At 65.6% G+C, this 26,688-nt stretch carries 26 protein-coding genes; 18 read left to right on the top strand and 8 right to left on the bottom strand.

Annotated features, from left to right (window positions below; genetic code table 11):
- The first annotated feature begins 122 nt into the window (after positions 1-122).
- A complete protein-coding gene (locus GGD66_RS35460) occupies positions 123-719 on the top strand; it encodes a 5-formyltetrahydrofolate cyclo-ligase (protein ID WP_183261339.1) in 597 nt (198 codons plus the stop codon).
- Entirely contained in the window at positions 697-1,521 is an 825-nt protein-coding gene (locus GGD66_RS35455; protein ID WP_018318700.1) for a TIGR00282 family metallophosphoesterase, read from the top strand. Before GGD66_RS35460 ends, GGD66_RS35455 begins: the two co-directional genes overlap by 23 nt.
- Before the next feature lie 209 nt (positions 1,522-1,730).
- On the opposite strand, the gene GGD66_RS35450 is transcribed toward GGD66_RS35455, so the two are convergent.
- The 6 genes from GGD66_RS35450 to GGD66_RS35425 all read right to left on the bottom strand — a co-directional run bounded on the left by GGD66_RS35450 (position 1,731) and on the right by GGD66_RS35425 (position 9,803).
- A complete protein-coding gene (locus GGD66_RS35450) occupies positions 1,731-3,074 on the bottom strand; it encodes a cytochrome c (protein WP_183261337.1) in 1,344 nt (447 codons plus the stop codon).
- Complete coding sequence (locus GGD66_RS35445; protein ID WP_183261335.1) at positions 3,071-5,239, bottom strand: xanthine dehydrogenase family protein molybdopterin-binding subunit; 2,169 nt, start codon at positions 5,237-5,239, stop codon at positions 3,071-3,073. Before GGD66_RS35445 ends, GGD66_RS35450 begins: the two co-directional genes overlap by 4 nt.
- Before the next feature lie 8 nt (positions 5,240-5,247).
- A complete protein-coding gene (locus tag GGD66_RS35440) occupies positions 5,248-5,712 on the bottom strand; it encodes a (2Fe-2S)-binding protein (protein WP_183261333.1) in 465 nt (154 codons plus the stop codon).
- A 130-nt stretch (positions 5,713-5,842) separates the two neighbouring features.
- On the bottom strand, positions 5,843-6,136 hold the full coding sequence (locus tag GGD66_RS35435; protein ID WP_183261331.1) for a hypothetical protein: 294 nt from the start codon (positions 6,134-6,136) through the stop codon (positions 5,843-5,845).
- Between the two features lie 318 nt (positions 6,137-6,454).
- The gene (locus GGD66_RS35430) at positions 6,455-7,879 is read right to left on the bottom strand and encodes a methyl-accepting chemotaxis protein (protein ID WP_183236146.1); all 1,425 of its coding nucleotides are present in this window, start codon (positions 7,877-7,879) and stop codon (positions 6,455-6,457) included.
- Between the two features lie 178 nt (positions 7,880-8,057).
- The gene (locus tag GGD66_RS35425) at positions 8,058-9,803 is read right to left on the bottom strand and encodes a methyl-accepting chemotaxis protein (RefSeq protein ID WP_183261329.1); all 1,746 of its coding nucleotides are present in this window, start codon (positions 9,801-9,803) and stop codon (positions 8,058-8,060) included.
- Positions 9,804-10,013: 210 nt separating this feature from the next.
- Here GGD66_RS35425 and GGD66_RS35420 point away from each other — a divergent pair, with 210 nt between their 5' ends.
- From GGD66_RS35420 to GGD66_RS35390, 7 genes are all read left to right on the top strand, one after another.
- Positions 10,014-10,760, top strand: coding sequence for a YebC/PmpR family DNA-binding transcriptional regulator (locus tag GGD66_RS35420; RefSeq protein WP_179738160.1), 747 nt, complete (start codon positions 10,014-10,016; stop codon positions 10,758-10,760).
- 226 nt (positions 10,761-10,986) lie between these two features.
- The gene (gene ruvC / locus GGD66_RS35415) at positions 10,987-11,514 is read left to right on the top strand and encodes a crossover junction endodeoxyribonuclease RuvC (protein ID WP_092254529.1); all 528 of its coding nucleotides are present in this window, start codon (positions 10,987-10,989) and stop codon (positions 11,512-11,514) included.
- Entirely contained in the window at positions 11,511-12,128 is a 618-nt protein-coding gene (gene ruvA, locus GGD66_RS35410; RefSeq protein ID WP_183261327.1) for a Holliday junction branch migration protein RuvA, read from the top strand. The genes ruvC and ruvA overlap by 4 nt, the downstream gene beginning before the upstream one ends.
- A gap of 20 nt (positions 12,129-12,148) precedes the next feature.
- Complete coding sequence (gene ruvB / locus GGD66_RS35405; RefSeq protein WP_183236390.1) at positions 12,149-13,183, top strand: Holliday junction branch migration DNA helicase RuvB; 1,035 nt, start codon at positions 12,149-12,151, stop codon at positions 13,181-13,183.
- Between the two features lie 129 nt (positions 13,184-13,312).
- Complete coding sequence (locus GGD66_RS35400) at positions 13,313-14,233, top strand: metallophosphoesterase (protein ID WP_183261325.1); 921 nt, start codon at positions 13,313-13,315, stop codon at positions 14,231-14,233.
- A gap of 68 nt (positions 14,234-14,301) precedes the next feature.
- On the top strand, positions 14,302-14,751 hold the full coding sequence (ybgC, locus tag GGD66_RS35395) for a tol-pal system-associated acyl-CoA thioesterase (protein WP_183261324.1): 450 nt from the start codon (positions 14,302-14,304) through the stop codon (positions 14,749-14,751).
- 93 nt (positions 14,752-14,844) lie between these two features.
- The gene (locus GGD66_RS35390; RefSeq protein WP_018317713.1) at positions 14,845-15,312 is read left to right on the top strand and encodes a nuclear transport factor 2 family protein; all 468 of its coding nucleotides are present in this window, start codon (positions 14,845-14,847) and stop codon (positions 15,310-15,312) included.
- 403 nt (positions 15,313-15,715) lie between these two features.
- On the opposite strand, the gene GGD66_RS35385 is transcribed toward GGD66_RS35390, so the two are convergent.
- Together GGD66_RS35385 and GGD66_RS35380 are read right to left on the bottom strand one after the other, a co-directional pair.
- On the bottom strand, positions 15,716-16,423 hold the full coding sequence (locus GGD66_RS35385; protein ID WP_183261322.1) for a type 1 glutamine amidotransferase: 708 nt from the start codon (positions 16,421-16,423) through the stop codon (positions 15,716-15,718).
- 23 nt (positions 16,424-16,446) lie between these two features.
- A complete protein-coding gene (locus GGD66_RS35380; RefSeq protein WP_183261320.1) occupies positions 16,447-17,373 on the bottom strand; it encodes a LysR family transcriptional regulator in 927 nt (308 codons plus the stop codon).
- A gap of 151 nt (positions 17,374-17,524) precedes the next feature.
- Here GGD66_RS35380 and GGD66_RS35375 point away from each other — a divergent pair, with 151 nt between their 5' ends.
- From GGD66_RS35375 to GGD66_RS35335, 9 genes are all read left to right on the top strand, one after another.
- Positions 17,525-18,481, top strand: coding sequence for an N-carbamoyl-D-amino-acid hydrolase (locus GGD66_RS35375; RefSeq protein WP_080670082.1), 957 nt, complete (start codon positions 17,525-17,527; stop codon positions 18,479-18,481).
- Positions 18,482-18,521: 40 nt separating this feature from the next.
- Positions 18,522-19,349 (top strand): ABC transporter substrate-binding protein, encoded by an 828-nt coding sequence (locus GGD66_RS35370; protein ID WP_183261318.1) that lies wholly within the window; start codon positions 18,522-18,524, stop codon positions 19,347-19,349.
- Positions 19,346-20,203 carry an amino acid ABC transporter permease gene (locus GGD66_RS35365; protein ID WP_177237041.1) on the top strand — a complete coding sequence of 286 codons (858 nt, stop codon included), beginning with the start codon at positions 19,346-19,348 and terminating at the stop codon, positions 20,201-20,203. The genes GGD66_RS35370 and GGD66_RS35365 overlap by 4 nt, the downstream gene beginning before the upstream one ends.
- Positions 20,200-20,964 carry an amino acid ABC transporter ATP-binding protein gene (locus GGD66_RS35360; RefSeq protein WP_183261315.1) on the top strand — a complete coding sequence of 255 codons (765 nt, stop codon included), beginning with the start codon at positions 20,200-20,202 and terminating at the stop codon, positions 20,962-20,964. The genes GGD66_RS35365 and GGD66_RS35360 overlap by 4 nt, the downstream gene beginning before the upstream one ends.
- Before the next feature lie 14 nt (positions 20,965-20,978).
- Positions 20,979-21,794, top strand: coding sequence for an ABC transporter substrate-binding protein (locus GGD66_RS35355; protein ID WP_183261313.1), 816 nt, complete (start codon positions 20,979-20,981; stop codon positions 21,792-21,794).
- Positions 21,781-22,665, top strand: coding sequence for a polysaccharide deacetylase (locus tag GGD66_RS35350; protein WP_183261311.1), 885 nt, complete (start codon positions 21,781-21,783; stop codon positions 22,663-22,665). The genes GGD66_RS35355 and GGD66_RS35350 overlap by 14 nt, the downstream gene beginning before the upstream one ends.
- A gap of 8 nt (positions 22,666-22,673) precedes the next feature.
- Positions 22,674-23,324 (top strand): aspartate/glutamate racemase family protein, encoded by a 651-nt coding sequence (locus GGD66_RS35345; RefSeq protein ID WP_183261309.1) that lies wholly within the window; start codon positions 22,674-22,676, stop codon positions 23,322-23,324.
- 228 nt (positions 23,325-23,552) lie between these two features.
- Positions 23,553-25,136: an ABC transporter substrate-binding protein gene (locus GGD66_RS35340; protein WP_183261307.1), complete on the top strand. Its 1,584-nt coding sequence runs from the start codon at positions 23,553-23,555 to the stop codon at positions 25,134-25,136.
- Positions 25,133-26,506: an amidohydrolase family protein gene (locus tag GGD66_RS35335; RefSeq protein WP_183261304.1), complete on the top strand. Its 1,374-nt coding sequence runs from the start codon at positions 25,133-25,135 to the stop codon at positions 26,504-26,506. The genes GGD66_RS35340 and GGD66_RS35335 overlap by 4 nt, the downstream gene beginning before the upstream one ends.
- The last annotated feature ends 182 nt before the right edge of the window (positions 26,507-26,688 follow it).

Raw genomic sequence — 26,688 nt, 5'->3', positions numbered from 1 at the left:
CCAGTGCGCAATTGTGCATGGGGACCGGGACATCCAGTACGCCGCGGCCTTTGTGTGAATCACCACCGCCTCTGAATATTGGATCACCCGCATTCGCGGTGATGACGTGGGGACCAAAGCGCATGCCCAATTCGAAAGCCGAACTCCGTGCCAAGGCCCTGGCGGCACGCGACGCGCTCAGCGAGAAGAAGCGCAGCGCCGCCGCCGCAAAGCTCGCCAAGCGCGGACTGCCGTTCCAGCTTCTGCCCGGCAGCATCGTCTCCGGCTATTCGCCGATCCGCAGCGAGATCGATCCGATGCCGCTGCTGAACAAGCTCGCCGAAGAGGGCGCAAAGCTGGCGCTGCCTTGCGTCACCGCGCGCGGCCAGTCGCTGATCTTCCGCATCTTCCACCCGAACGATCGCCTGATGCTCGGTCCGCTCGGCATTCCCGAGCCGTCGCCAGCCGCAAGCGAAGTCATTCCGGATATCATGCTGACGCCGCTGGCGGCGTTCGACCGTCTCGGCCATCGCATCGGCTATGGCGCGGGGCATTACGATTTCACCTTCGCGCATTTGCGCAAGGCCAAGGATATCGTCGGCATCGGGCTCGCTTTTGCAGCGCAGGAGATCAAGGCGGTTCCGGCACTATCCCACGACGTCGCGCTGGATTATGTGCTAACGGAATCGGACGTGTTCGATTTCCGGAGTTCTGAAGTTGCGCATTCTCTTCGTGGGTGACGTCGTCGGCCGTGCAGGACGCACGGCCATCGCCGACTATCTGCCCGGCATGGTCAAGGACTGGTCGCTCGATTTCGTCGTCGTCAACGGCGAGAATTCCGCCGGCGGCTTCGGCATCACGGAAGCGATCTATCAGGAGTTTTTGGATGCCGGTGCCGACGCGGTCACGCTCGGCAACCATTCCTGGGACCAGCGAGAGGCGCTCGTCTTCATCGAGCGTGCCGAGCGCCTGGTGCGTCCGGCGAACTATCCGCGCGGCACGCCCGGCCGCGGCGCAGCCCTGGTCGAGACCAAGAATGGCAAGCATGCGCTCGTCGTCAACGCTTTGGGCCGCGTCTTCATGACCCCGTTCGATGATCCCTTCGCCGCGCTGGAGCGCGAGTTAGGGGCCTGTCCGCTCGGCGTTGCCGCCGATGCCGTCGTCGTCGATTTCCATTGCGAGGCGAGCAGCGAGAAGCAGGGCATCGGCTTCTTCTGCGACGGCCGCGCCAGCCTCGTCGTCGGCACGCACACCCATGTGCCGACTGCCGACCATCAGATCTTGTCGGGCGGCACCGCCTACATGACCGATGCCGGCATGACCGGCGATTACGATTCCATCATCGGCATGCAGAAGGAAGAGCCGCTGCGCAGGTTCACCTCGGGGATTCCGTCGGGGAGATTCGAGCCGGCCGCGGGCGCTGCAACGCTGAGCGGTGTCGCGGTGGAGACGGATGATGCAACGGGCCTCGCGCTCAAGATCGCACCGGTGCGCGTCGGCGGAAGGCTGGAGCCGACGACGCCGAAGTTCTGGTTGAGTTAGCAGAGCCGCGTCAACCTCGGTGTCGTCCCCGCGAACGCAGGGACCCATAACCCCAGGGAGTAATAGGGGGCAAAGCTCCCACTCCGAGTCATCGTCAAACTACTCCCTGTGGGTATGGGTCCCGGATCTGCGCTTCGCTTGTCCGGGACGACGGCGGAGATTGACGCGCGCGATTGCGCATCAATCTCGCCGCAAGTAACGCCGGTTGCCTACTCCGCCGTCTGCCCCCGCAGCTCCGCGACATCCTTCGCCGTCAGCTTCGAGCCCTTTGTCCCGAACCGCGCCGTGACGTAGTTCGCCACCGCCGCGATCTCGTCGTCGGTATACGCATTGCCGAACGCCGGCATCGAGAGCGCGCCATCCGGCGTGTGCCGCTTCGTACCTGACAGCACGATCTGCGCGACGTTGGTGGCGGCGGGGTCGTTGACGGCCCAGGTGCCGGTGAGCGTTGCCATCGGGGACACCGGGCTCTCGCCGCTCCAGCCGTGACAGCTGGCGCAGGCGCTGGCGAACACCTTCTTGCCGCGTGCGTCCGCCGTGACGCCGTCCTTGTGCGAGGCGGGCGCGACCGGCGCCGTGGTCGCGGGCAGGTCAGGCGAGGGCTGTGGCGGCACGCTGCGCAGGTAAGCAACGATGGAGCGGATGTCTTCGGGCGCGAACTGGCTAAAGCTGTGGTCGACCGCTTCACCCATCGGCCCCGAGGCCGAGCCGTGGCCCGGTGCGTGGCCGAGCGACAGATAGGAGATCAGATCCTGGTCGCTCCAATTGCCAAGACCCGTCGCCTTGTCGGAGGAGATGTTGAAGGCGCGCCAGCCCGCCGTGATCGCGCCGGCGAACTTCCTGCGGTTATCCAGCGCAAAACCGAGATTGCGCGGGGTGTGGCATTCGCCGCAATGCGCCAGCGCTTCGACAAGATACGCGCCCCTGTTCCATTCCGGGCTCTTCGAAATATCGGGGGCAAAGCGTGTGTCCGGATTGAACACGGCCGACCAGGCAATCATCGCCCAACGCTGGTTGAACGGGAACGACAGCGTATTGTCCGGCGCCTTCGCGCGCACCGGCGGCAGGCTGAACAGATAGGCCTTCACCGCCAGCACGTCCTCATCCGTCATGAACGTGTAGGACGTGTACGGCATCGCCGGATAGAGCCGCGCGCCGTCGCGACGCTTGCCGTGCTGGACCGCGTTCAGAAATTCCTGGTCGCTGTAATTGCCGATGCCGGTGTCCTTGTCCGGCGTGATGTTGGTGGAATAGAGCGTGCCGAACGGCAGCTTGAACGCGAGCCCGCCGGAATAGTCCTTCTCGCCCGGCTTGGTGTGGCAGACCATGCAGTCCGCCGCCTTGGCGAGATATTCGCCGCGCTCGACCAGGCTTGCCTTCTCCAGCTTGGCGGGCACGCCGGTCGGCTTGCCGGCGCGATAATCCGCCAGCGCCACCTTCGTGCCGCCGGCGAAGTCGAGCGGACCGGGCCCGCGAATGATCCAGACGCCGAGCCCTGCTGCGACGATGGCGATCGCAGCGACGCTTGTGAGGATACGCATCTTGCCGCTCATGCCTTCTTCCCCGCAGCCAGCAGTTTTCGGTCAATGGGCAGGCGCCGCAGCGCCACGCCGGTTGCGGCAAGAATCGCGTTGCGCAGCGCCGGCGGCCCGGCGTTGACGCCGGCCTCGCCGATGCCGCCGGGCGCCTCGCCGCTCTTGACGACGATCACGTCGATCTTCGGCGTCTCGTTGATGCGCATCATGCGGTAGTCATGGAAGTTCGATTGCTGCACGCGGCCCTTGTCGATGGTGATCTCGCCATAGAGCGCGGCGGTGAGGCCGAAGATCAGCCCGCCCTCGATCTGCGCCTTCACCGTGTCGGGGTTGACTGCAATGCCGGTGTCGACCACCGAGGTGATGCGGCGGAGCACGATCTCGCCGATATCGTCGATCTCGGCCTCCACCACGGTCGCGATGAAGCTCGCGAATGACGGCTGCACGCAGACGCCGCGGCCGACGCGCGGAGGCAGCGGCTCGCCCCAGTCGGCTTCCTCCGCGACCTGGCCCAGCACCGCGAGCATGCGCGGGTTCTTGGTCAGCATGGACTTTCGGAACTCGATCGGGTCCTTGCCCGCCTTGCGCGCGAGCTCGTCCATCGCGCATTCGACCGCGAACACGTTGTTGTTGGGGCCGACGCCGCGCCAGAAGCCTGTCGGCACCGACAGCGGTTCGGCGCGGACATATTCGACGTGGAAATTGGCGAAGTCGTAGGGCGCATCGACCGCGGCATCGATCGCGTCGATGTCGATGCCCTTCTGGAACGCCGGCGGCAACCAGCGCGCCAGAACCGCGGAGCCGGCGACCTTGTACTTCCACCCCGCGACCTTGCCGTCGACCAGCGACGCCGTGATCTGGTCGCGATAGACCGGACGATAGACATCGTGCTGGATGTCCTCCTCGCGGGTCCACACCACCTTCACGGGGTAGTCGACCTGTTTTGCGATCTTCACCGCCGCGATCACCATGTCGGGCTCGAGCTTGCGGCCGAAACCGCCGCCGAGCAGATGATTGTTGACGATGACCTTGTCGACCGGAAGCCCAGCGGCCTTCGCCGCCTCCGACTGCACGCGCGTCATGATCTGCGTGCCGGTCCAGATCTCGCAGGAATCGGGTTTGACATGGACGGTGGCGTTGATCGGCTCCATCGAGGCATGCGCCAGGAACGGCAGCTCGTAAGCCGCCTCGAACTTGTCGCCGCTCGCCAGCGCCTTGGCGATGTCGCCGTCGGATTTGGCGACCGCGCCGTCCTTCTGGCTGGCCTTGCGCAGATCGTCCCAGACATCCTTCGTGGTGATCGCAGCGTTGGGTCCCTCGTTCCACTCGATCTTGAGCGCTTCGAGGCCCTTCTTGGCCGCCCACATGTGATCGCCGATCACGGCGACCATGTCGTCGAGCACCACGACCTTGCGCACGCCGGGGAGCTTCACCGCGGCGCTGTCGTCGACCTTGCCGACCTTGCCGCCGAACACGGGGCAGGCGGCGACGGTCGCGAACTTCATGCCGGGCAGGATCGCGTCGATGCCGTAGACGGCCTTGCCGTTGACCTTGTCGGGCGTGTCGAGCCGCTTCAGCGGCTGGCCGATGATGACGAAGTCCTTGGGGTCCTTCAGCGCAACATCCTTCGGCGGGGTCTGGCCTTGCGCAGCGAGCGCCAGCGCGCCGTAAGCGAGCTTGCGGCCGCTCGCTTCATGCGCGACCTCGCCCTTCGATGCCGTGCAGCTCGCGGGCTCGACGCCCCATTGGGCGGCCGCGGCCTGCACCAGCATCGCGCGGGCGGTGGCACCAGCCTTGCGCAGCGGCAGCCACCAAGCCCGGATCGAGTTGGAGTTGCCGGTGACCTGCAGGCCGAAGGTCGGATTGCCGTAGAGCTTGTCGTTCGGCGGAGCATGTTGCACCTCGACCCTGCTCCAGTCGGCATCAAGCTCCTCGGCGAGCACGGCGGAGATCGAGGTGTAGGTGCCCTGGCCCATCTCGACCTGCGGCATCATCAGCACGGTGTGGCCGGTCTCGTCGATGCGGATGAAGGCATTGGGCGCGAACTTGCCCTCGGTCGCATCGCGCGGCTGCACCGGTTCGTTGACGGCGGCGCGCAGCGGCAGATGGAAGGCGAGCAGGAAACCGGTGGCGAGACCGCCGGTCAGCAGCGCGCGGCGGGAGACGCTGTCATGTGCATTCATGGCGGACCTCAGGACTGGCGGCCGTGGGCGGCCTGCTTGACGGCCTCGCGGATGCGGACATAGGTGCCGCAGCGGCAGATGTTGCCGGCCATCGCGGCGTCGATGTCGGAATCGTCAGGATTGGGCGTAGCTGCCAGCAATGCGGCGGCCGACATGATCTGGCCGGACTGGCAATAGCCGCACTGGATCACTTCGAGATCGAGCCAGGCCTTCTGCACCTTCGCGCCCGCAGGCGTGCTGCCGACATGTTCGATCGTGGTGATGGCGCGGTTCTCGACCGCGCTGACCGGCAGGACGCAGGAGCGCACCGCCTTGCCGTCGACATGCACCGTGCAGGCGCCGCATTGCGCGATGCCGCAGCCGAACTTGGTGCCGGTCATTCCGAGGATGTCGCGCAGCACCCACAGAAGCGGCATTTCAGGCGGCGCATCGAACGATTTCGTTTCGCCGTTGATGGTGAGAACAGTTGCCATATGCATCCCCTTGCTCGCTCGATCGCTTGCGGCGATCTAGTCAGCGAATTCGCGCGCGACAATAATCATACCGATACGAAACGATGAAGCGTCGCAATCTCCGGCAATGCATATTTGCGCTGCTGACGCGTCAGCCCATGACGTTCACGAATTTGTGCAGCGCTCGCTGCCAGCGTTTGGGGCTAATTGATATGATAATCGTCATGTTTTGACGCATTTTCGGCGCGCGCGTCGTCGATCGCCGCAGATTGTCGTGCGGATGTGCAAAATCATGCGATGACGAAAGTCGTGCGATTGGGAAAGTCGGGTGATTGGGAGAGCCGTGCGGCGGCGCGCACGGGATCAATCGCAACGGCTGGCGGCCGGAGAGTTGCGCGATGACGACATTATTCTCCTGTTTTGCCCGACGGAGCGTCGGCGTCATCAGGCGTGTGGAGCAGAATGACTGTTTGTTGAATCGGTCGAGCCGCGGGCTCGCTTAACCTCTCCCGCTTGCGGGAGAGGTCGGCGCGAAGCGCCGGGGGAGGGCTTTCTCCACATTGGGAGTGTTCGTTGTGGAGACACCCCCACCCCAGCCCTCCCCCGCAAGCGGGAGAGGGAGCGCACCTTTTCCATGGCAACCAGCCAGCTCAATTTCAGCCGACTGTAAGCCATTGATTTCGCACGCCCCGGCTACTGTGCATGGGGTTGTTTTCGAGTTTTTATATTTCGGGGACGACGGCGCGTGCCGTCGCGCCGGCCGTCAGCTCTGCCGGAAACCCATCCGGAAGGCGCCCCAGTGCTTGCCGCGGATCACGATCGGCGAGGACAGGTCCTTCATCAGCACGAACTGTCCGCCGCCCATGTCACGGCGATAGGTCTGGAGCAAGAACGGCTTGGTGTTCGCCGCGACCTTCTTCACTGCGCGATCGGTGAACAGGCGGCGGTTGCGGCAATTGGCGTTGTTCCAGACCGAGTCCTTGCCCTGCGGCAGGCGGTAGTTGGGGTTGTGGGTCGGCAGATAGCCGCCCTTGGCCCAGGCGACGCAGAACACGATGCGGGGATCGGATTTCTGGATCGGATCCTGGATCGCCGGCAGCACGCGGTCGGTGAAGTCGACGTAGTTGGTGAGGTACTGCTTTGGATCGGTGCCGGGAATTTCGCGATACGTCTCGTCCATGAGCTGGTCGAGCGTGATGTCGCCGCGATCGATCGCGGCCTCGAATTCGGTCGAGATCCGCTTCGCGGTCTCGACGACGACCCGGATCAGCGGTGCGTCGGATGTCTCCACGCCGCTGTCGGCGATCAGCGCGATCAGGCCTTCGGAGGTGTCGAGCAGCTTGGTCACGCGCTGATCGGCGCTCTTGAGATCGCGCGAGGAGAGGTCGACGCCCTTGGCGAGTTCGTTCAGCTCGCTGATGACGGTGTCGCAATGTCCGAGATTGGAGGTCGCCGCGCGCGTGACGCTGCCGATCTCCGCCTCCACGGAGGCGAAGCCCTGCTGGACCCGCGAGATGATGCCGGAGATCTGCTGGGCGCCTTCGCCTGCGGTCTTCGCGCGCTGCGAAGCGTCGCTGCTCTCGCCGATTAGGCCTTCGATCTGGCCGTCGAGATCGCGCACGGTGTCGGAGATCTGGTGTGTGGCCTGGCGGGTGGCTTCCGCGAGGTTCTTCACCTCGCTTGCGACCACGGCAAAGCCGCGGCCGGCGTTGCCGGCGCGGGCGGCTTCGATGGTTGCGTTCAGCGCCAGCAGATTGGTCTGCTTCGCGATCGCCTCGATCGAGCCGGAGACTTTCGCGACCTGCGCCAGCGCCGAGCCGACGGCACTGAGGCGCGCCTCGATGCGCTCCACCGCTGCGACGAGCTCGGAGATGTGGCTGACCGCGGTGTCGACGGCGCTGCGTGATTGCGCGATCTCACCGACCGCCGCGGACGTGGTGGTTTGCACGGCCTGCGAGGCGTTGGCGATATCGTGGTTGGCCGAGACCATCGTCTCGGCGGTCTTCTGAAGATGGTGGAACCGTTCCGACTGGTTGGCGACGCGGTTTGCGACTTCCTGGACGTTGCCGGCGATATCGGCGAGTTCCACGCCGAGGCCGCCAATGCGATCGGCAAGCTGATCGATCAGCCGCTCGGCCAGCGTGCGATTGGAGCCGGTGTCCATGACTGCAAGTTGTACGACGGACATATTCGATGAGTCCTCCAGTCAGAGCCGCAACCCGGCTCACGGCGGCATTCCCAATCCAGTTCAGCTTAAAAGGATGATTCGCGGCCGGCGTCTTGCCTGAGCGTGCACTCAGGCGCAATTCGCGCCCTGTTTCTCGATTCCGCTCGAAAAACTGCGGGACATTTTTTCGGACCAGGCCCTAGAGCTTGTAGGCCGTGCGGAATCCACCCCAGTGCCGGCCCTGCACGCGGATCGGAACGTCGATCTCGCGCATCATCACCGTATTCCCGTTGCCCATGTCGCGCGCATAGCTCTGCACCAGGTACGAGCGCAGGTTGCGTGCGGCCGCCAACCCCGCCGGATCGTTGAATATCCTGCGGTTGCGACTATTGGCTGTGTTCCAGGCGACGTCGCCCGGTCGCTGCGAGTGCGAGTAGATCTTGTTGTGCACCGGCAGGAAGCCGTTGCGGTCGACCATGGCGCAGAACGCCATGCGCTGGTCCTTGGCCAGAAAGACCTCCTGGAACGGCGGCAGCGCGCGGTCGGCCCAGTCGAGATATTTCGTGCGGTATTGCTGCGGATTGGTTCCGGCGATTTCGGCGTAGTCGGTGTCGAAGAGATCGTCGATCCCCACTTCGCCGCGGGCAAGGGCCTGCTCGAAGATCTTGGTCAGCGCGTTGCCCGCTTCCATGGCGCGGGTGACGAACTCCGTGTTCTCTTCGTGGATCGCCCAGAGCCTGTCCTCGATCTTTTCGCTGAGCTCGGCATTGGGACCGACGAATTGCGCGCGGGCCCCGGCCTTGGATTGCTCGATCACGCGCAGGCGGCAGGCGCCGACGGCTTCGAGGGTGCCTTCGATCATCGCTTGCGGTGCAAGCCGGCCCGCATCCGCGCCACCGATCAGCACGCCCTCCATCGAGATTTCATAGACCGGCATCACGCCGCGCGCGGTTTCGAGCTTCAGATGGCAGGGCAGCCGTTCGGTCTTGCGGCGGTCGTCGTGCTCGCTCTGGCGGAGCAGCACGGCGCAGCGCGATTTCAGCTTCTGTGCGAAGGTGGTGACGGCTTTGCCGGCACTGGCGACGTTCTCGCCATGGCTCTCGGCCGCCTTGGTCGCGGCATCGATCTCGGCTGCGCTCTCGCCGACCGAGACGATGAACTCCGAGGCGCTCGCGGCGTTGCCGGAAACTTCGCTGGTGGTGGCGTTCTGTTCGGCGACCGCGCCGTTGACGGTCTCGAAGACCGGGCGGATCGCCTCGATCGCCTGCGAAATGCGGTGCACGGCGTCCGCGGAGCCGGCGGCGTCGCGCTGCAGCGCGTCGATCTTCTTCGTAATCTCTTCCGTCGCCCCTTGCGTCTGCACCGCGAGGGCCTTGACCTCGGTTGCGACGACCGCAAAGCCTTTTCCCGCAGCGCCCGCGCGTGCGGCCTCGATCGTCGAGTTGAGCGCGAGCAACGTCGTCTGCCGCGCGATCTGTGCGATCAGATTGACGACATTGCCGATGGCGGCGGAGGATTCGCGCAAGCGATCGACATTGGCGCGGGCTTCCTGCGCCGCGGCGCTGGCCTCGTCGGCGAGCTTGCCGGCCTCGCGAACCTGCGCCCCGATCCCCAGCGCGGACTGGGTGAACTTGTCGGCGGCATGAGCGAAGGTGGAGGCGGTCGACTGCGCGGCATTCGTGCGGCCGGTCAGGGCGTCGGTGCGGTCGCGGATGGCGGCAAGCGTCGATGCGGTCGCTTCGGCGCCGCCCGCCACCGAATTGGCGGCGCGCTCGAGCTGGCGGATCATCGCGCCGAGCTCGAGTTCCAGCAATTCCAGGATTTCCCGGGCCGAATCACCTTCGGCCGGGGCGGGCTCGGACTGGGCCACCGGCGGTGCGGCCTCTGCGGCTGCCACGGGCGCGGCCATATCCGGCAGACGCTTCCGAAATAGTCCGAATGCCATCAGGTCTCTCTTGTCGGGGGACGCTCGGAGGTTATTTTCGCAGGCTGGAATGAAGTCAGGGTTAACGATGCCTCACCTCTGGCCAGGGGCCTGTACGGTGTTACCTTAAAGTATCCGAGACCCTTTCATTCCGGTGGGTTGGCGGCCTATAAGGCCGCGTTTCCCACCCTCATTGGCGTACGATTCCAAGAGATCCCCGAGAGACCACGCATGGCCGGACATTCCCAATTCAAGAACATCATGCACCGCAAGGGGCGGCAGGATGCCCAGAAGTCGAAGCTGTTCGGCAAGCTGGCGCGGGAAATCACCGTCGCGGCCAAGCTGGGCACGCCCGACCCCAACATGAACCCCCGCCTGCGCGCCGCCGTGATCGCCGCGCGGCAGGAGAACATGCCGAAGGACAATATCGAGCGCGCCATCAAGAAGGCGCTCGGCAGCGACGGCGAGAACTATGACGAGATCCGCTACGAGGGTTATGGCCCCGGCGGCGTTGCCGTCATCGTCGAGGCGCTGACCGACAACCGTAACCGCGCCGCCTCCGACATCCGCTCCTTCTTCACCAAATCGGGCGGCAATCTCGGCGAAACCGGCTCGGTGTCCTTCATGTTCGATCGCACCGGAATCATCGAATACGACCGCAGCGTCGCCTCCGACGACGCCGTGCTCGATGCCGCGATCGAGGCCGGCGCCGACGACGTCGTCTCCGGCGAAGCCGGTCACGAGATCTACGCCTCGACCGAAGGCTATCGCGACGTCGCCAAGGCGCTGGAAGCCAAGTTCGGCGAGCCGCGCAAGGCCGCGCTGATCTGGAAGCCGCAAAACACGGTCGCGGTCGACGACGAGACCGGCGAGAAGCTGCTCAAGCTGATGGACCTGCTCAACGAGCACGACGATGTCCAGCACGTCTACGCCAATTTCGAGGTCTCGGACGCGCTGATGGCGAAGATGGGTGGGTGATCACCAGCTCCGCATTCCGCTGTCATCGCCCGGCTTGACCGGGCAACCCAGTATCCCAGAGACAGCAATGGGAATACGGAGAAGCCGCGGCGTACTGACCCGCCTTCGCGGGGTATGACGCCCGGAGTCTGTGGTGGGCGGTGCGGCTCACTAACGCCCCCACTTCCCCTGTTACTTCCGTTCTGTTTCTGTTTCCCCCACGGCAGCCAGCCGCTATCACTGGCCCATGACTGCGCTCCCGATTCGTGGCCCCGTTCGCATCATCGGCATCGACCCCGGCCTGCGCCGCACCGGCTGGGGCGTGATCGAGGCTGAGGGCAATCGCCTCATCTACGTCGCCTGCGGTTCGGTGGAACCGCCGGACGATTTGCCGCTGGCGCGCCGGCTGCTCGCGATCCATGAAGGGCTCGCGGCCGTGCTCTCGAACCATCAGCCGATGGAAGCCGCGGTCGAGCAGACCTTCGTCAACAAGGACGGCGTTGCGACGCTGAAGCTCGGCCAGGCCCGCGGCGTCGCCATGCTGGCGCCCGCAATGTTCGGCATCTCGGTCGCCGAATACGCGCCGAACCAGGTCAAGAAGACCGTGGTCGGCGCCGGCCATGCCGACAAGCAACAGATCGCGATGATGCTGAAGATATTGCTGCCCAAGGCCGAGCCGCCGTCCGCCGACGCCGCCGACGCGCTCGCCATCGCCATCACCCACGCCCATCACCGCCAGAGCACCGCGCTCAGGTTGAAGGTGGCGGGGCTATGATCGGCAAGCTCAAGGGCCTGATCGATTCCTATGGCGAGGATTTTGTGCTCCTCGACGTCGGCGGCGTCGGCTATCAGGTGCACTGCTCGACGCGCACGTTGCAGCATCTGCCCAAGCCGGGCGAAGCCGCCGTGCTGTCGATCGAGACCTATGTCCGCGAGGACCAGATCAAACTGTTCGGCTTCCGCACTGACCAGGAGCGCGAATGGTTTCGCCTGCTCCAGACCGTGCAGGGCGTCGGCGCCAAGGTCGCGCTCGCCGTGCTCGGCACGCTGGCGCCGGCCGATCTCGCCAATGCCATTGCGCTCCGCGACAAGGCCGCGGTGGCGCGCACGCCCGGCGTTGGTCCCAAGGTCGCCGAACGCATCGTCACCGAATTGAAGGACAAGGCGCCGGCTTTCGCCAATGTCGATCCGGCTGTGGTGCATCTTGCCGGCGCTGTCGACGACCAGCGGGCGCCGCGGCCCGTCGCCGATGCGATCTCCGCGCTGGTCAATCTCGGCTACGGCCAGCCGCAGGCAGCCGCCGCGATTGCGTCGGCCTCGCGCAGCGCGGGTGAAGGCGCCGAGACGGCGCAGCTCATTCGCCTCGGCCTGAAGGAACTGGCGAAGTGAGCGATCCCAAGGCCTCCCGCATGGTCTCGCCCGAGCGCCGCAGCGACGATGTCGGCGACACCGCGCTGCGCCCGCAGTCGCTGTCCGATTTCGTCGGCCAGCAGCAGGCGCGCAAGAACCTCTCGATCTTCATCGAGGCGGCGCGCAAGCGCGGCGAGGCGCTGGATCACGTGCTGTTCGTAGGTCCCCCCGGCCTCGGCAAGACCACGCTGGCGCAGATCGTGGCCAAGGAGCTGGGCGTCGGCTTTCGCGCGACGTCAGGGCCGGTGATCGCCAAGGCCGGCGATCTCGCAGCTCTCCTCACCAATCTCGAAGAGCGCGACGTGCTCTTCATCGACGAAATTCATCGTCTCAGCCCTGCAGTTGAAGAAGTGCTCTATCCCGCGATGGAGGACTTTCAGCTCGACCTCATCATCGGCGAGGGCCCGGCGGCGCGCTCGGTGAAGATCGAGCTGTCGAAATTCACCCTCGTCGGCGCCACCACGCGTGCCGGCCTGCTCACCAATCCCTTGCGCGATCGTTTCGGCATTCCGGTGCGGCTCAATTTCTACACGATCGAGGAGCTCGAAAGCATCGTCAGCCGCGGCGCGCGCGTGCTCAATGTCGGCATGAGCGCCGACGGCGCCAACGAGATCGCGCGCCGTGCCCGCGGCACGCCGCGCATTGCCGGCCGCCTGCTCCGCCGCGTGCGCGATTTCGCATCGGCAGCCGATGCCGACAAGATCGACCGCAAGATCGCCGACCACGCCCTGAGCGCGCTCGAGGTCGATGCCGCGGGCCTCGACGCGATGGACCGTCGCTACCTCACGACCATCGCGATGAACTATGGCGGAGGCCCGGTTGGCGTTGAGACCATGGCCGCCGCGTTGTCCGAGCCGCGCGATGCGATCGAGGACATCATCGAGCCCTATCTGATCCAGTGCGGCTATCTCCAGCGCACCCCGCGCGGCCGTCTGCTCACCTCGCACGCCTTCCGTCATCTCGGCATCGCCGAGCCCTCGCGCGATGCGGCGACACAATTCGGCCTGTTCGGCACGGACGAGAGCGACGACTGAGCTGCGCCAATGCAGCGCGCTCTTTCTATCATGAATTTCTGGTAATCTCGTGCAGACGGTCTGCACGAACGCACCCCAATTCCGCTCCAATCGGACCGCATCAACAAGGCGCATCTCGATCGGGCTTCCATGATCACGCGCCGTCATTTCATGCGTTCCATCGGCGGTCTGTCCGCCCTCGGCATCTCGACCGCCGCCTACGGCGTCGGCGTCGAGCCGGTGCTGCGGCTTCGCGTCACCCGCTATCATCCGAAGCCGCGGCAATGGCCGGCGGATTTTCCGTTGAAGATCGCGGCCATCGCCGACATCCACGCCTGCGATCCCTGGATGTCGCTGGAGCGGATCGAGGGCATCGTCGACCGCACCAATGCGTTGAAGCCTGATATCATCGTGCTGCTCGGCGACTATGTCGCCGGCCTTCACCATGTCACGCGCCTCATCCCGTCGCGCGAATGGGCGAGGGTACTGGCTGGGCTCAAGGCGCCGCTCGGCGTCCATGCCGTCATGGGCAATCACGATTATTGGGACGACTTGACCGTGCAGCGGGCGGGGCATGGGCCGACCATCGCGCATCGGGCGCTGGAGGCGGCCGGCATTCCCGTCTACGAGAACGACGTCGTGCGTCTTTCCAAAGACGGCCGCCCGTTCTGGCTTGCCGGGCTCGGCGATCAGCTGGCCTATTATCCTTCGAAGCGCTTCGGCCGCGCGCACCGGCTTGGCGTCGATGATCTTGCGGGCACGCTGGCGAAGGTCACCGACGATGCGCCGGTCATCCTGCTCGCGCACGAGCCCAACATCGCGCCGCTCGTACCCGGGCGCGTCGCGCTGCAACTGTCCGGCCATACCCATGGCGGCCAGGTTCGTCTGCTCGGCTGGTCGCCGGCGGTTTCGCCCAAGAACGGCCTGCGCCTCGCTTATGGCCACTTCCGGCTGAAATGCGACCTCATTGTCTCCGGCGGCCTCGGTTGCAGCATCATGCCGGTCCGTGTCGGTGTGCCGCCCGAGATCGTCGAGGTGACGCTGGGAAGGACAGGGCTCGCTGTGTCCTAGCAACGCTTGCGCGTCTGGCTGTTTTTGCGCAAAACGGACCTATAGCGACAAGCGAAGAGGCTCGCGACGTGACAGCTCATCTCGACGGCGAGATCCGCGACGGCCGCCACCACATGCAGGTCCGCGTCTATTACGAGGACACGGACTTCTCCGGCATCGTCTATCACGCCAATTATCTGCGCTACATGGAGCGTGGCCGCACCAATCACCTCCGGCTGATGGGCGCCGAGCAGCAGGCGCTGTTCGATCAGGTGGAGGCGGAAGGGGCCGGCTTCGCCTTCGTGGTGCGCTCGATGCATCTGGATTTCCTGAAACCCGCGCGGATGGACGACGTGCTCGACGTCGTGACCTGGCCGGTCGCGGTGAAGGGCGCCTCGATCATGCTGGCGCAGGAAGTGCGGCGCGGCGAGGAGGTTCTGGTGAAAGCCGAGGTGCGCGTCGCCTTCATCAGCGGCGGCCGCGCGCAGCCGATCCCGAAATCGATCCGCGCGTTGATGAAGGCCGATCTGATTTCGTGATCGCCCGATAAGTGATCGCCCGATTTGTGATGGCCTATCGACTCCACCAGTTGGGGCGATAGATTGCGGCCCCGACCAACCGATGAGGCCATCATGTCGCGCCCGCCGCTTCCGCCCTTCACCCGTGAGACCGCCGCGCAAAAGGCGCGCATGGCCGAGGACGCCTGGAATTCACGCGACCCGGTGCGCGTCTCGCTCGCCTATACCGAGGACAGCCGCTGGCGCAATCGCTCTGAGGTCTTTCAGGGCCGCGAGGCCATCGTCGCCTTCCTCACCCGCAAATGGGAGAAGGAGCAGGACTACCGCCTGATCAAGGACCTCTGGGCCTTCGACGAGAACCGCATTGCCGTGCGCTTCCAGTACGAATGGCACGACGCGGGCGGACAGTGGTATCGCTCTTACGGCAACGAGCAGTGGGAGTTCGACGAGCACGGCTTGATGAAGCGGCGCGAGGCGTCGATCAATGATATCGCGATTGCGGAGAAGGATCGCCGGTTTCACTGGACCGCGCCCGGGCCGCGGCCCGCGGATGTGCCGGGATTGGGAACGGATCCGTTTTGATGTTCGCGAGATAGCGCGGCGGGCGCGCTGCACCCTCTCCCCTATGGGAGACGGTGGCTCGCCGCATGGCGGCGATACGGTGAGGGGTCTTTCTCAGCGAGTCCGGAATCGTAGGGTGGGCAAAGGCGCACTTGCGCCGTGCCCACGTCGTCTCGCCAAACAGGCAGGACGTGGGCACGCTTCGCTTTGCCCACCCTACCGCACTGAGTTTATCGAAGCCGGTGCTGCTTCACCCTCTCCCCTTGTGGGAGAGGGTGGCTCGCCGCGCAGCGGCGAGACGGGTGAGGGGTATCTCTCCGCTCGTGAACATCTTGCTTGTGGAGAGATACCCCTCATCCGGCGCTTCGCGCCACCTTCTCCCACAAGGGGAGAAGGGAAGAATCTACGTGGCGACGATTGCGAACTACTTGCGCCTTGCCAGAAACCGCGTGATCGCCCCACCGAGCTTCGCATTGTCCATCGGCTCGGCCAGCGATGCTCTTGCCGTCGCCACCACGTCGTCCGGCGCCTTGCCGTCGCGGAGATCGCAGCACACTTGCGCGAACGCCACGTCGAACTCCGGATGCGGCTGCACGGTCAGCGTGGTGCCGTTGGCGTAGAGCAGGCCGGCATGCGGGGTGAAATCGGACGACAGGATCGTCAGCGCATCGTTCGGCGGCTCGATCACCTGGTCCTGGTGCGAGGCGGCGATAGCGACGGCTTCGCCCTCGACGACGCCGTTCTCCGGCAGCACCTGATAGACGTGCCGGCCGATGCCCCAGCCCTTCTCGGATTTGCGCACGGTGCCGCCGAGCGCCTGCGCGATCAGCTGATGGCCGAAGCAGATGCCGACCATCGGCGTCTTGTTGGCGTAAGCGGTACGGACGAAATCCTCCAGCGGCGCGATCCAGTCGAGCCCGTCATAGACGCCGGCCGCCGCGCCGGTGATCAGCACGGCCTCAAGCTTGCCCGGATCGGGAAGCGCGTCGCCATTCGGGATGCTGACGACGTCCACCGTAGCCGTCGGGTCCTCGGTGCGGACCATGCGTTCGAACATGTCCGGGAACGAGCCGTGCTGCTCCCGATATTTTTGCGGGACCTGTCCGGTCTCGATGATGGTGATGCGTGCCATGTGCCCCCGGAAGGTTGCGAAGCTCAGTCGCTTTCTGCCCGATATTGCTGGTGTGACGCTGTACGCTCCAGCAGTGCGCTTTCCTTGCGGACCTCGTTGAGAAAGGCCTTGGCGAGGCGCGACAGGGGCTCGGCCTCCGACCATAGCATATAGGCGACCGCGTGCGTCGTCGGCGTGAACGGGCGGACGACGAGGCCGCTGCCGCCGTTCTGCCGCGGCGAGTAGGGATCGACCACGGCGGCGCCGACGCCGGCGGCAGCCAGCACGCAGGCCGTGTTGCAGTAGCGCACCTCGACGGTCGGCCGAAACGGCGCGCCGGCGCGGGCAAAACTGTCGCGCACGGCTTCACCCAGCCGCGTGCCGCGTTCGAGCCCGATGAAAGGCAGGCCGGACAGATCCGAAGCCGAGATCACGGGTCTGTCGGCGAGCGGGTGCTGCGGCGGCAATACGCATACCATCTCGCCGGTATGCACCACCTCATGCGCGATGCCGGGATGATGCGTCAGCCCGAGCGCGAAGCCGAGCTCGGCGACGCGGCTGAGCACGCCCTCGATGATGCCCTCGTAGCGGCGCACGTCGAAGAACACGCGCGTTTCCGGGCGTCGTCGCAGGAATCCCGACAGCGCGGAGGGAATGATGCTGTAGGCGAGCGGCGGCGTCGCCACGATGGCAAGATGCCCGGAGCGGTTCTCGCGCAGATCGCGCACGCGGTTCTCGAGTTTCGCGTGCAGCGCGAAGATCGCCTCGCTCTCCTTGTACAGCGCCATCGCTTCCGCGGTCGGAAACAGCCGGTTGTTGACGCGCTCGAACAAGGCGAAGCCCGCCTGCGCCTCCATCGTCTTCAGCGCATTACTGACTGCGGGTTGCGACAGCGCCAGCTCGTCCGCGGCGGCGACCGTGGTGCGATGGCGGATGACGGCGCGCAGGATTTCGAGCTGACGCAGGTTCATATCACTGCCGATTATACTCAGGGCCAAAACATCATAGCAGAACGAATTGATTTTGCAGCCCCGCTCGCCCGTAATGGCAGCGGATTTGCACGTCGCATCAAAGGGTTCATTCGCCCATTGAGGCAGCACTGCGCACAGATTGGAGGCAAACTTGGTTCGTGTCCTTCGCGCCGCCGCCGCTCAAATGGGGCCGACGCAAAAAGCCGATACGCGCGAGCATACGCTGTCGCGAATGCTTGCATTGCTGGAGGAGGCGGCCGGCCGCGGCGCCAGCCTCGTGGTGTTCCCCGAGCTTGCCTTCACCACCTTCTTCCCGCGCTGGCTGCTCGAGGGTGAGGCGCTCGACCGTTATTTCGAGCGCGGAATGCCGAATCCTGCGGTGGCAAAACTGTTCGATCGTGCGCGGGCACTGCGCGTCGGCTTCTACGTCGGTTATGCCGAGCAGACCGCGGACGGCCGCCGCTACAATTGCGCGATCCTGGTCGATCGCGACGGCGAGATTTTGGGCCGCTATCGCAAGGTTCACCTGCCGGGTTCGGTGGAGCCGCGGCCGGGCGCACGCTACCAGCAGCTCGAGAAACGTTATTTCGAATATGGCGATCTCGGCTTTCCCGCCTTCCGCGCCGGCTCGGCCTGGGCCCACGCCATCATGGGCATGATGATCTGCAACGATCGGCGCTGGCCGGAATCCTGGCGCGTGCTCGGTCTGCAGGGCGTCGAGCTCGTCTGCATCGGCTACAATTCGGCGGCCTACGATCCCAATGGCGGCACCACCGAAGACGGCGCCCTGCGCACCTTCCACTCGACATTGGTGACGCAGGCCAACGCCTACATGAACGCGACCTGGGCAATCTCGGTCGCGAAGGCGGGCGAGGAGGACGGCTCCGGACTGATCGGCGGCTCCTGCATCGTCGATCCCAATGGGCGTATCGTCGCGCAGGCGCAGACGCTCGCCGATGAAGTGATTGTCGCCGACATCGATCTCGATCTCTGCCGCCAGGGCAAGGACAAGATGTTCAACTTCGCCGCCCACCGGCGGCCGGAGCAATACAGGGTGATCACTGAACGTGCCGGCGTCATCGAGCCGGCCGTTCTCGACGCGGATTGATTTCAAGCGGCCGGTCGCGGCGCCAGCCAAAGGAGCTGACATGACACGCCTTTCGCATTTCCTCGCCCTTGCAGCCCTGGCTGCCGCGACGTCGGCACAGGCGGCCGAGCTTCCGGCGGAGATCAAGCAGGCGGGCACGCTGAAGCTCACGGTCAACTCCACCTACGCGCCGATGGAATATCGCGATCCCGCGACCAATGAGCTCGTCGGGCTCGACATCGATCTGGCGAACGAGCTCGCCAAGCGGCTCGGCGGCCTCAAGATCGTCTGGAGCGAGACGCCGTTCGCCGAGCTGATCCCCTCGCTTCAGACCAAGCGCGCAGATTTCATCATCTCCGGCATCTCGGACCGCGCCTCGCGGCGCGAGACCGCCGATTTCGTCGATTACCTCGCCACCGGCCCGCAGTTCTTCGTAATGGCGGACAATGCGGCCAAGGACGCGACCGATCTCTGCGGCAAGAAGGTCGGCACCACCCGGAGCACCAGCTTCCCGGTCGAGATCGAGAAGTGGAGCAAGCAGAATTGCGAGCCGGCCGGCAAACCTGCCATCCAGTATGTCCCCGGCGAGAACTCGATCGACGTCCGCAACCAGCTCAAGCAAGGCCGCATCGACGCCGCCGTGCAGGGCAGCGAGACGCTGCCTTACGCGCAAACGCAGGAGTCCGGAAAATACCGCGTCGTCGGCGAGCCCTTCGCCAAAGGTTACCAAGGCATCATGTTCCGCAAGGACGATGCTGCCTTGCGCGAAGTCGTGACGGAGAAGCTCGCCGCCATGATCGCCGACGGTGCCTACAAGGCTGTTCTCGACAAATGGGGCTTGGGTGCGAACGCTGTCGCCCAGCCCATGCTCAACGCGGCGCCGCAATGAAGCCGGCGCCGGCACTCGCGGAAGGTTTCCCCGATCTGTCGGGGATGAGGATCGCGCGCGAGCCGCACTGGTTTCGCTGGCTCAGCGCCGCGCTGATCATTCTCGTGCTCGCGGCCATTGCGCGCGCGTTTGCGAACGGGCAGATCGAATGGTCCTATGTCAGCCGCTTCCTGACCGCAAAAGTCATCCTCGAAGGCATCGTCAACACCATGGTGATGGCGGTGCTGGCGATGGCGCTCGGCATCGTGCTCGGCATCGTCGTCGCGATCATGCGGCTGTCGCCCAATCCGGTGCTGAAGACGGTCGCCGCCGGCTACACCTGGCTGTTCCGCGGCACGCCGCTGATCCTGCAACTCTTGCTGTGGTTCAACCTCGCGCTGGTGTTTCCAACCATCGGCATTCCCGGCCTGTGGAGCGCGCGCGCCGTCGACGTCATGACGCCCTTCCTTGCCGCGCTGCTCGGGCTCGGCATCAACCAGGGCGCCTACACCTCCGAGGTGATGCGCGCGGGAATGTTGTCGGTCGACATCGGGCAGTATGAAGCGGCGCAGGCGATCGGCATGGGACGGTTGCGCGCGCTGCGCCGGATCGTCCTGCCACAGGCGATGCGCGTCGTGATCCCGCCGCTCGGCAACGAGTTCATCGGCATGGTGAAGGCGACCTCGCTCGCGAGCGTCATCCAGTATCCGGAATTGCTGCACAACGCCGAAAACATCTACTACGCCAATTCCCGCGTGATCGAGCTCTTGATTGTCGCCGGGCTCTGGTACCTGCTCGTGGTCTCGATCCTGACCCCGCTCCAGATGCTGCTCGAACGCCGTTTTGCGCGCGGCACATTGCGGCTCGCGCGATGACAAAGCCTCTCGTCGCGATCCGCTCCGTCGCCAAGAATTTTGGCGAATTCCAGGCTCTCAAAAGCGTCTCGCTCGACGTCTGGCCCGGCGAGGTGATGTGCCTGATCGGCGCCTCCGGCTCGGGCAAGACCACGCTGCTCCGCTGCATCAACCAGCTGGCCACGATCGATGCTGGCGGCATCTGGCTCGACGGCGAGCTGCTCGGGGTACGCCAGCAAAGCGGGCGGCTGCATCGGCTCAGCGAACGTGAGATCGGCCGGCAGCGGCTGAAGACCGGCATGGTGTTCCAGCGCTTCAATTTGTTTCCGCACAAGACGGCGCTGGAGAACATCACCGAAGGCCCGCTCCAGGTGCAGGGCCGCAAGCTAGATGAGGTGCGCACTGAAGCGCTCGAGCTGCTCCGCCGCGTCGGATTGTCCGCGAAGGCGGACTGGTATCCCGCCCAGCTTTCGGGCGGCCAGCAGCAGCGCGTCGCCATTGCCCGCGCGCTGGCGATGAAGCCGATGCTGATGCTCTTTGATGAACCGACCAGCGCGCTCGATCCAGAGCTCGTCGGCGAGGTGCTCGCCGTCATGAAGGAGCTGGCGCGGAGCGGCATGACCATGATGGTGGTGACGCACGAGCTCGGCTTCGCGCGCGAGGTCGCCGACCGCGTCGTCTACATGGACCAGGGCGCGATCGTCGAACAGGGCCGCGCATCGGACGTGTTGGGCGCCCCGCGCGAGGAGCGCACCAGGGCATTTCTTTCGGCTGTGATCTGAACGGGAGCGTGTTGATGAAAAGATTTTTGGTTGCGGCAGCGTTCCTCGGCGCCATCAGTGTGCCCGCGATGGCGATCGATCTGCCCGCGGAGATCGCCAAGCGGGGCAGCATCAAGGTGGCGCTGGTGCCGAACTATCCGCCGATGGAGTTCCGCGATCCCGCGACCAACGCGCTGTCCGGCTTCGACATCGATCTCGGCGAAGCCATCGGCCGCAAGCTCGGCGTCAAGATCGAATGGACCGAGACCAGCTTCGCCGAGTTCATGCCGTCGATCTCGACCGGGCGCGTGGACGCCATCCTGTCCGGCTTCACCGATTATGCCAGCCGGCACGAGATCGCGTCCTTCGTCGATTATCTGCGCAGCGGTCCGCAGTTCTTCGTGCAGCAGTCGCGCAAGGCGGAGTTCAAGGACGCCGCATCACTCTGCGGCAAGAAGGTCGGCGCCAGTCGCCGCACCATGTTCCCGGCGCAGATCGCGGCGTGGAGCGAAAAGAATTGCGGCAGCAGTCCGATTCAGTTCGTCGGCACCGACGGCTCGGCCGACGCCCGCACCCAACTGAGGCAAGGCCGCATCGATGCCGCGGCCCAGGGCAACGAGACGCTGCCCTACATCATGGATCTCGAGCCCGGCACTTATGCAACGGTGGGCGAGCCCATCGCACAGCAATTCACCGGCATCGCGCTGCCGGTCAAGGAAAAGGCGTTGCAGCAGGCGATGCTGGAGGCGGTCGATTCGCTGATCGCGGATGGCACCTACAAGACCCTGCTTGCCAAGTGGAAACTCACCGACAACGGATTAGAGAAGGCGACCATCAATGCTGGACAGTAAGGCACTCCAGAGCATCCCGCTCGTCCCGGCCAACACCGCAGATCCCGCGCCGGACTATCCGTGGCCGAAGCCGTACACCTCCGCGATGTTCCTGTCGTTCGACGTGGACGCCGAGAGCGCGTGGACCAGCAAGGACGCAGTGCACGCCCAGCGGCTCATCACCATGAGCTATGGCGGCTATGAGGCCCGCGTCGGCACGCCCAAGCTCCTGGAGCTGCTCGACCAGCTCGATCTCAAGGCCACCTTCTTCGTCACGGGATGGTCGGTCGATGCGCATCCCGCGATGGCCGAGTCCATCCTCAAGGCCGGTCACGAGATCGGACATCACGGCTATCATCATCTCCTGCCCGATCCCGGCGATCCCTGGATCGAGGAGGAGCTGGAGCGCGGTTTCGAGGCGCTCAAGCGCCGGCTCGGCGTCAAGCCAACCGGCTATCGCGCGCCCTATGGCGAGTTCACCGAGGAGCTGCGCGTCGCGCTGGTGCGCCACGGCATCGTCTACACCTCCTCGTTCCGCGACGACGTCAGGCCCTATCGCCATCGTCTCGCCGACGGCAAGCCCGGCACGATCGAGCTGCCGGTCACCGCGAGCTATGACGATTGGATGCACGGCCTCTCCGCCCGCTTCAGCCCGCGCTCGATCTTCCCCAAGGAACATGTGCTCTCGATCTGGAAGGACGAGCTGGATGAGGTCCGCGACTGGGGCGCGATGGTGACGACGGTGCTGCATCCGCAGTGCAGCGGCCGCCCGATGCGGCTGCGGCTGCTGCGCGAATTTCTGACTTACGCAAAGTCGTGCCCGGACGTCTGGATCACCACCGGCGAGAAGATCGCGGAGAATTTTTTGCGCCACGAGGCCGGTGACCGCTAGGGAGCGCCATGACCCGTATCCTCGTCATCAACCCGAACTCCTCGACCTCGGTAACGGCGGCGATCGACGAGGCGGTCGCGCCGCTGCGGATCGCCGGCGGGCCTGAGATCGAAGTGGTCGGCCTCGCCGAGGGGCCGCCGGGCATCAGCTCGCAGCGCGATGCCGACAGCGTCGTCATGCCGCTGGTGAATCGCGTCGCGCGCGAGGATGCCGATGCCTTCGTGCTCGCCTGCTTCAGCGATCCCGGCCTGCATGCGGTGCGCGAGGCGGCCGGCGGTCGTCCCGTGATGGGCATCGCCGAATGCGGCATCTTTCGCGCGCTGATGCTGGGTGAACGTTTTGGCATCATCGCGCTGTCGCCGTCGAGCATCCGGCGCCAGCAACGGATGGTGCGGGTGACGGGCGTCGACGGCCGCTATGCCGGAAGCTGGTCGGTCGGCGCGAGCGCGGCCGAGACCGCAGCTGCAGATATCCGGGGACGGTTGATCGACGCCGGCCGCGCGCTGGTCACGCAATGCCGCGCCGATGTCGTGGTGATGGGCTGCGCCGGCATGGCCTCGCACCGCGTGGCAATTGCGGAGGCGATTGGCGTGCCAGTGGTCGAGCCGGCGCAGCAAGCGGTCGCCGCTGCGATCGGTGCGGTCTTGTTGAACACGTGAAGCACAAATGATGAAGCCCCGTTTTTCTGACACAGCTCAGGCTACGCGCTCGCTGCAACCTCTCCCGCTTGCGGGGGAGGTCAACGCGCGAAGCGCGGCGGGTGGGGGCTCTTTCCTCTCGGGGTCATCGCCTGCGGAGACACCCCCACCCCAGCCCTCCCCCGCAAGCGGGAGAGGGAGCACACCGCGGCCGCGGCTGCATGTCACCGCACTCAGGAGCCTCTCGTAATGTCTCTCTCTCGCCGCTCGCTCCTTAGGGCAGCTGCAGCCATGCCGGCGCTGTCGCTGCCGGGTATCGTTCGCGCCGAATCCCAATCCACGCTGCGCTTCATCCCCGTGATCGATCTCGCCTTCGTCGATCCCATCTACTCGACTGCGCAGGTGTCACGGAACCATGGCTTCATGGTCTACGACACGCTCTATGGCATGAGCGCCTCGCTCCAGGTTTCGCCGCAGATGCTGTCGGGCCACATCATCTCCGGTGATGGGCTGCAATGGGACCTCAGCTTGCGCGACGGCCTGTTCTGGCACGATGGCGAACGCGTGCTCGCGCGCGACTGCGTGGCGAGCATCCGCCGCTGGGCTGCGCGCGACGGCTTTGGCGGTGAGCTGATGGAGGCGACTGACGAGCTGTCCGCCGCCGACGACCGCATCATTCGCTTCCGTCTCAAGCGTCCGTTCCCGCTGCTGCCGCAGGCGCTCGGCAAGGCCGCAATCAATGCCTGCTTCATGATGCCGGAGCGGCTGGCGAGCCAGGATCCGTTCAAGCCGCTGACCGAGGTGATCGGCAGCGGCCCGTTCCGCTACCTCGCCGACGAGCGCGTGCAGGGTGCGCGCAACGCCTATGCCAGGTTCGAGCGCTATCAGCCGCGAACCGACGGCAAGCCGGATTGGACCGCGGGTCCGAAGATCGTGCACTATGATCGCGTGGTCTGGACCACCACGCCCGATGCCGGCACCGGCGTTGCCGCGCTGCAGACCGGCGAGCAGGACTGGCAGGAGACCACGCCGCACGATCTGTTGCCGGTGATCAAGGCCGCCGGTGACATCGAGACGCGCATCCTCGATCCCAGAGGTTACGCCTGCATGCTGCGCCTCAATCACCTGCAGCCGCCGTTCGACAATCCCGCCATCCGCCGCGCACTGCTGGGTGCGATCGACCAGTCCGCGTTCATGACGGCAGTGGCCGGCGTCGATCCCGCCTTCCAGGTCTCGCCGATCGGCTACTTCGCGCCTGGTACCCCGATGGCGAGCGAGGTCGGGCTCGATGTGTTCCGCGGTCCGCGCGACTACGCCAAAGTGAAGGCCGACCTGAAGGCGGCCGGCTACAATGGCGAGAAGATCGTGGTGCTCGTGCCCACCAATTCGCTGGCGCAGAAGCCGCTCGGCGAGATCGCGGTCGATAGCTTGCGCAAGGCCGGCATGAACGTCGAATATGCCGGGCTCGACTTCGCCGTCGTGTTGCAGCGCCAGCTCAAGAAGGATCCGATCGGGCAGGGCGGCTGGAGTGCGGCGGTCGGCAATTGGCAGGGCATCGACTGGCTCAACCCGGCCGGCAACACCAACATCCGCGGCGAAGGCAAGGTCGCCGGCTGGTATGCGAGCGAGAGGATGGGGCCCTTGCGCAGCCAGTGGCTGGCGGCGTCCGAACTCGCCGAGCAGCAGCGTATCTGCCGTCAGGTCCAGGCGGTGGCGTTCGAGGAGATTCCCTACATCCCGATCGGCCTGTACAAGCAGCCGACCGCCTATCGCAAAGCCATCACCGGCATTCTCGACGGCACCGCCGTGTTCTGGAACGTACGCCCCGCATGAGCACCACAGCAATCTTCGGCAGCTATGTGCTGTCACGGAAAGACGGCGCGCAGGATGTGCTGCGCGACCATTGGGTCCTGGTCGAAGGCAAGAAGATCGCCGCGGTCACGCGCGACAAGCCGCGTGCGGATGAGGTCTACGACCGCCCGGGCCGCTTCGTGCTGCCGGGCCTCCTCAACCTGCACAATCACTGTTTCAGCGAGGCGGTAGCGCGCAGCCACACCGAGGACGGCAACGGCCGCAAGAACAACCAGAGCATCGTCTACACGGTGCTGTTGCCGCTGACCAAGCGTGGCGCCGATATCCTGTCGGCAGAAGAACGTATGGCGGTGGCGCGGCTCGGCATCCTCCAGCTGCTCAAGGGCGGTGCTACCACGGTGATGGAGCCGTTCCGGAATTCGATTCCGGAGATGTTCGACGCCGCCGAGGAGATGGGCATCCGCTTCTACGGCGCGCCCTATCTGTTCTCGACGTCCGACGCCAAGGCGGGCCCGGACGGCGTGGTGCGTTATTCCGGCGATGACGGCGCCGCCGATATGGCGACCTGGGATGCACTCTACCAGCGCTGGAACAAGCGCGGCGACGGCCGCATCGGCCTCGCCATGAGCCCGCACGCCACCGACACCTGCGGTCCCGATCTGCTCAAAGCCTGCGCCACGCGGGCGCGCGAGCTCGGCGTGCCCATCACGACGCACATGGCGCAGAGCCGCGCCGAGGTCGAGACAATCGGCAAGCGCTATGGCGGCCGCACGCCGGCGGAATATCTGGACTGGCTCGGCCTGCTCGCGCCCGACCTGATGGCGGCGCACTGCATGTTCAGCAGCGACGACGATCTCAAGCTGATGGCCGCGCGCGGCATGACCGTGCTGAACTGCCCGCGCGTGTTCGCGCGCGCCGGCGTCACCGCGGCCTTCAGCCGGTTCGCCGAGCATGGCGTGCGCACCGTGGTCGGCACCGACGGCTACAATATGGATCTGCTCGGCGAGCTCAATGCGGCGTCACTGATCTCCAAGATCACGTCGCAGCGCGCCGATGTCGCCAATTCGCCCGAGTTGATCGAAGCGAACACAACTGTCGCCGCCGACGTCATCAGGCGGCCTGATCTCGGCCGCATCGAGCCGGGTGCAACTGCCGATCTGACCGTGGTCGATCTCACCCATCCGCATCTGCAGCCGCTGTTCGATCCGCGCCGCGCGCTGATCGCGCTCGCCAACAGTGCCAATATCGATCAGGTGATGGTCGATGGCCGCGTGCTGATCGATGCCGGCCGCTATCTCGGCGCCGACGAAGCGGCGATCACGGCCGCCGGCAGCGCCGCGATCGGCAAGATCTGGGACCTGCCGGAGGCGCAGGCGGCATTCAACGGCTGAGCGCCGCTGGTGCCACGAAAAAGGTGCGCCCCCTCTCCCGCTTGCGGGAGAGGGCAGGGGAGAGGGCTCTCTCCGACCGGGGACACTCCCGATGAGGAGGGAGCCCCCACCCGGCGCTTCGCCAAAGCCGAGGCTTCGCCTCGGCGTCTCCTAAGAGACGGCCGCCATAGGCGGCCTACGCC

This window comes from Bradyrhizobium sp. CIR48, assembly GCF_014198315.1.
Taxonomy (GTDB): Bacteria; Pseudomonadota; Alphaproteobacteria; order Rhizobiales; family Xanthobacteraceae; genus Bradyrhizobium.
Note: the sequence above shows the minus strand (reverse complement) of the source record. Positions and strands in the feature narration are given on the sequence as shown.

Coding starts and splice junctions, on each gene's coding strand:
- GGD66_RS35460 (WP_183261339.1), top strand. CDS start 123: ATGCCCAATTCGAAAGCCGAACTCCGTGCCAAGGCCCTGGCGGCACGC.
- GGD66_RS35450 (WP_183261337.1), bottom strand. CDS start 3,074: ATGAGCGGCAAGATGCGTATCCTCACAAGCGTCGCTGCGATCGCCATC.
- GGD66_RS35445 (WP_183261335.1), bottom strand. CDS start 5,239: ATGAATGCACATGACAGCGTCTCCCGCCGCGCGCTGCTGACCGGCGGT.
- GGD66_RS35440 (WP_183261333.1), bottom strand. CDS start 5,712: ATGGCAACTGTTCTCACCATCAACGGCGAAACGAAATCGTTCGATGCG.
- GGD66_RS35435 (WP_183261331.1), bottom strand. CDS start 6,136: ATGACGCCGACGCTCCGTCGGGCAAAACAGGAGAATAATGTCGTCATC.
- GGD66_RS35430 (WP_183236146.1), bottom strand. CDS start 7,879: ATGTCCGTCGTACAACTTGCAGTCATGGACACCGGCTCCAATCGCACG.
- GGD66_RS35425 (WP_183261329.1), bottom strand. CDS start 9,803: ATGGCATTCGGACTATTTCGGAAGCGTCTGCCGGATATGGCCGCGCCC.
- GGD66_RS35420 (WP_179738160.1), top strand. CDS start 10,014: ATGGCCGGACATTCCCAATTCAAGAACATCATGCACCGCAAGGGGCGG.
- ruvC (WP_092254529.1), top strand. CDS start 10,987: ATGACTGCGCTCCCGATTCGTGGCCCCGTTCGCATCATCGGCATCGAC.
- ruvA (WP_183261327.1), top strand. CDS start 11,511: ATGATCGGCAAGCTCAAGGGCCTGATCGATTCCTATGGCGAGGATTTT.
- ruvB (WP_183236390.1), top strand. CDS start 12,149: ATGGTCTCGCCCGAGCGCCGCAGCGACGATGTCGGCGACACCGCGCTG.
- GGD66_RS35400 (WP_183261325.1), top strand. CDS start 13,313: ATGATCACGCGCCGTCATTTCATGCGTTCCATCGGCGGTCTGTCCGCC.
- GGD66_RS35390 (WP_018317713.1), top strand. CDS start 14,845: ATGTCGCGCCCGCCGCTTCCGCCCTTCACCCGTGAGACCGCCGCGCAA.
- GGD66_RS35385 (WP_183261322.1), bottom strand. CDS start 16,423: ATGGCACGCATCACCATCATCGAGACCGGACAGGTCCCGCAAAAATAT.
- GGD66_RS35380 (WP_183261320.1), bottom strand. CDS start 17,373: ATGAACCTGCGTCAGCTCGAAATCCTGCGCGCCGTCATCCGCCATCGC.
- GGD66_RS35370 (WP_183261318.1), top strand. CDS start 18,522: ATGACACGCCTTTCGCATTTCCTCGCCCTTGCAGCCCTGGCTGCCGCG.
- GGD66_RS35365 (WP_177237041.1), top strand. CDS start 19,346: ATGAAGCCGGCGCCGGCACTCGCGGAAGGTTTCCCCGATCTGTCGGGG.
- GGD66_RS35360 (WP_183261315.1), top strand. CDS start 20,200: ATGACAAAGCCTCTCGTCGCGATCCGCTCCGTCGCCAAGAATTTTGGC.
- GGD66_RS35355 (WP_183261313.1), top strand. CDS start 20,979: ATGAAAAGATTTTTGGTTGCGGCAGCGTTCCTCGGCGCCATCAGTGTG.
- GGD66_RS35350 (WP_183261311.1), top strand. CDS start 21,781: ATGCTGGACAGTAAGGCACTCCAGAGCATCCCGCTCGTCCCGGCCAAC.
- GGD66_RS35345 (WP_183261309.1), top strand. CDS start 22,674: ATGACCCGTATCCTCGTCATCAACCCGAACTCCTCGACCTCGGTAACG.
- GGD66_RS35340 (WP_183261307.1), top strand. CDS start 23,553: ATGTCTCTCTCTCGCCGCTCGCTCCTTAGGGCAGCTGCAGCCATGCCG.
- GGD66_RS35335 (WP_183261304.1), top strand. CDS start 25,133: ATGAGCACCACAGCAATCTTCGGCAGCTATGTGCTGTCACGGAAAGAC.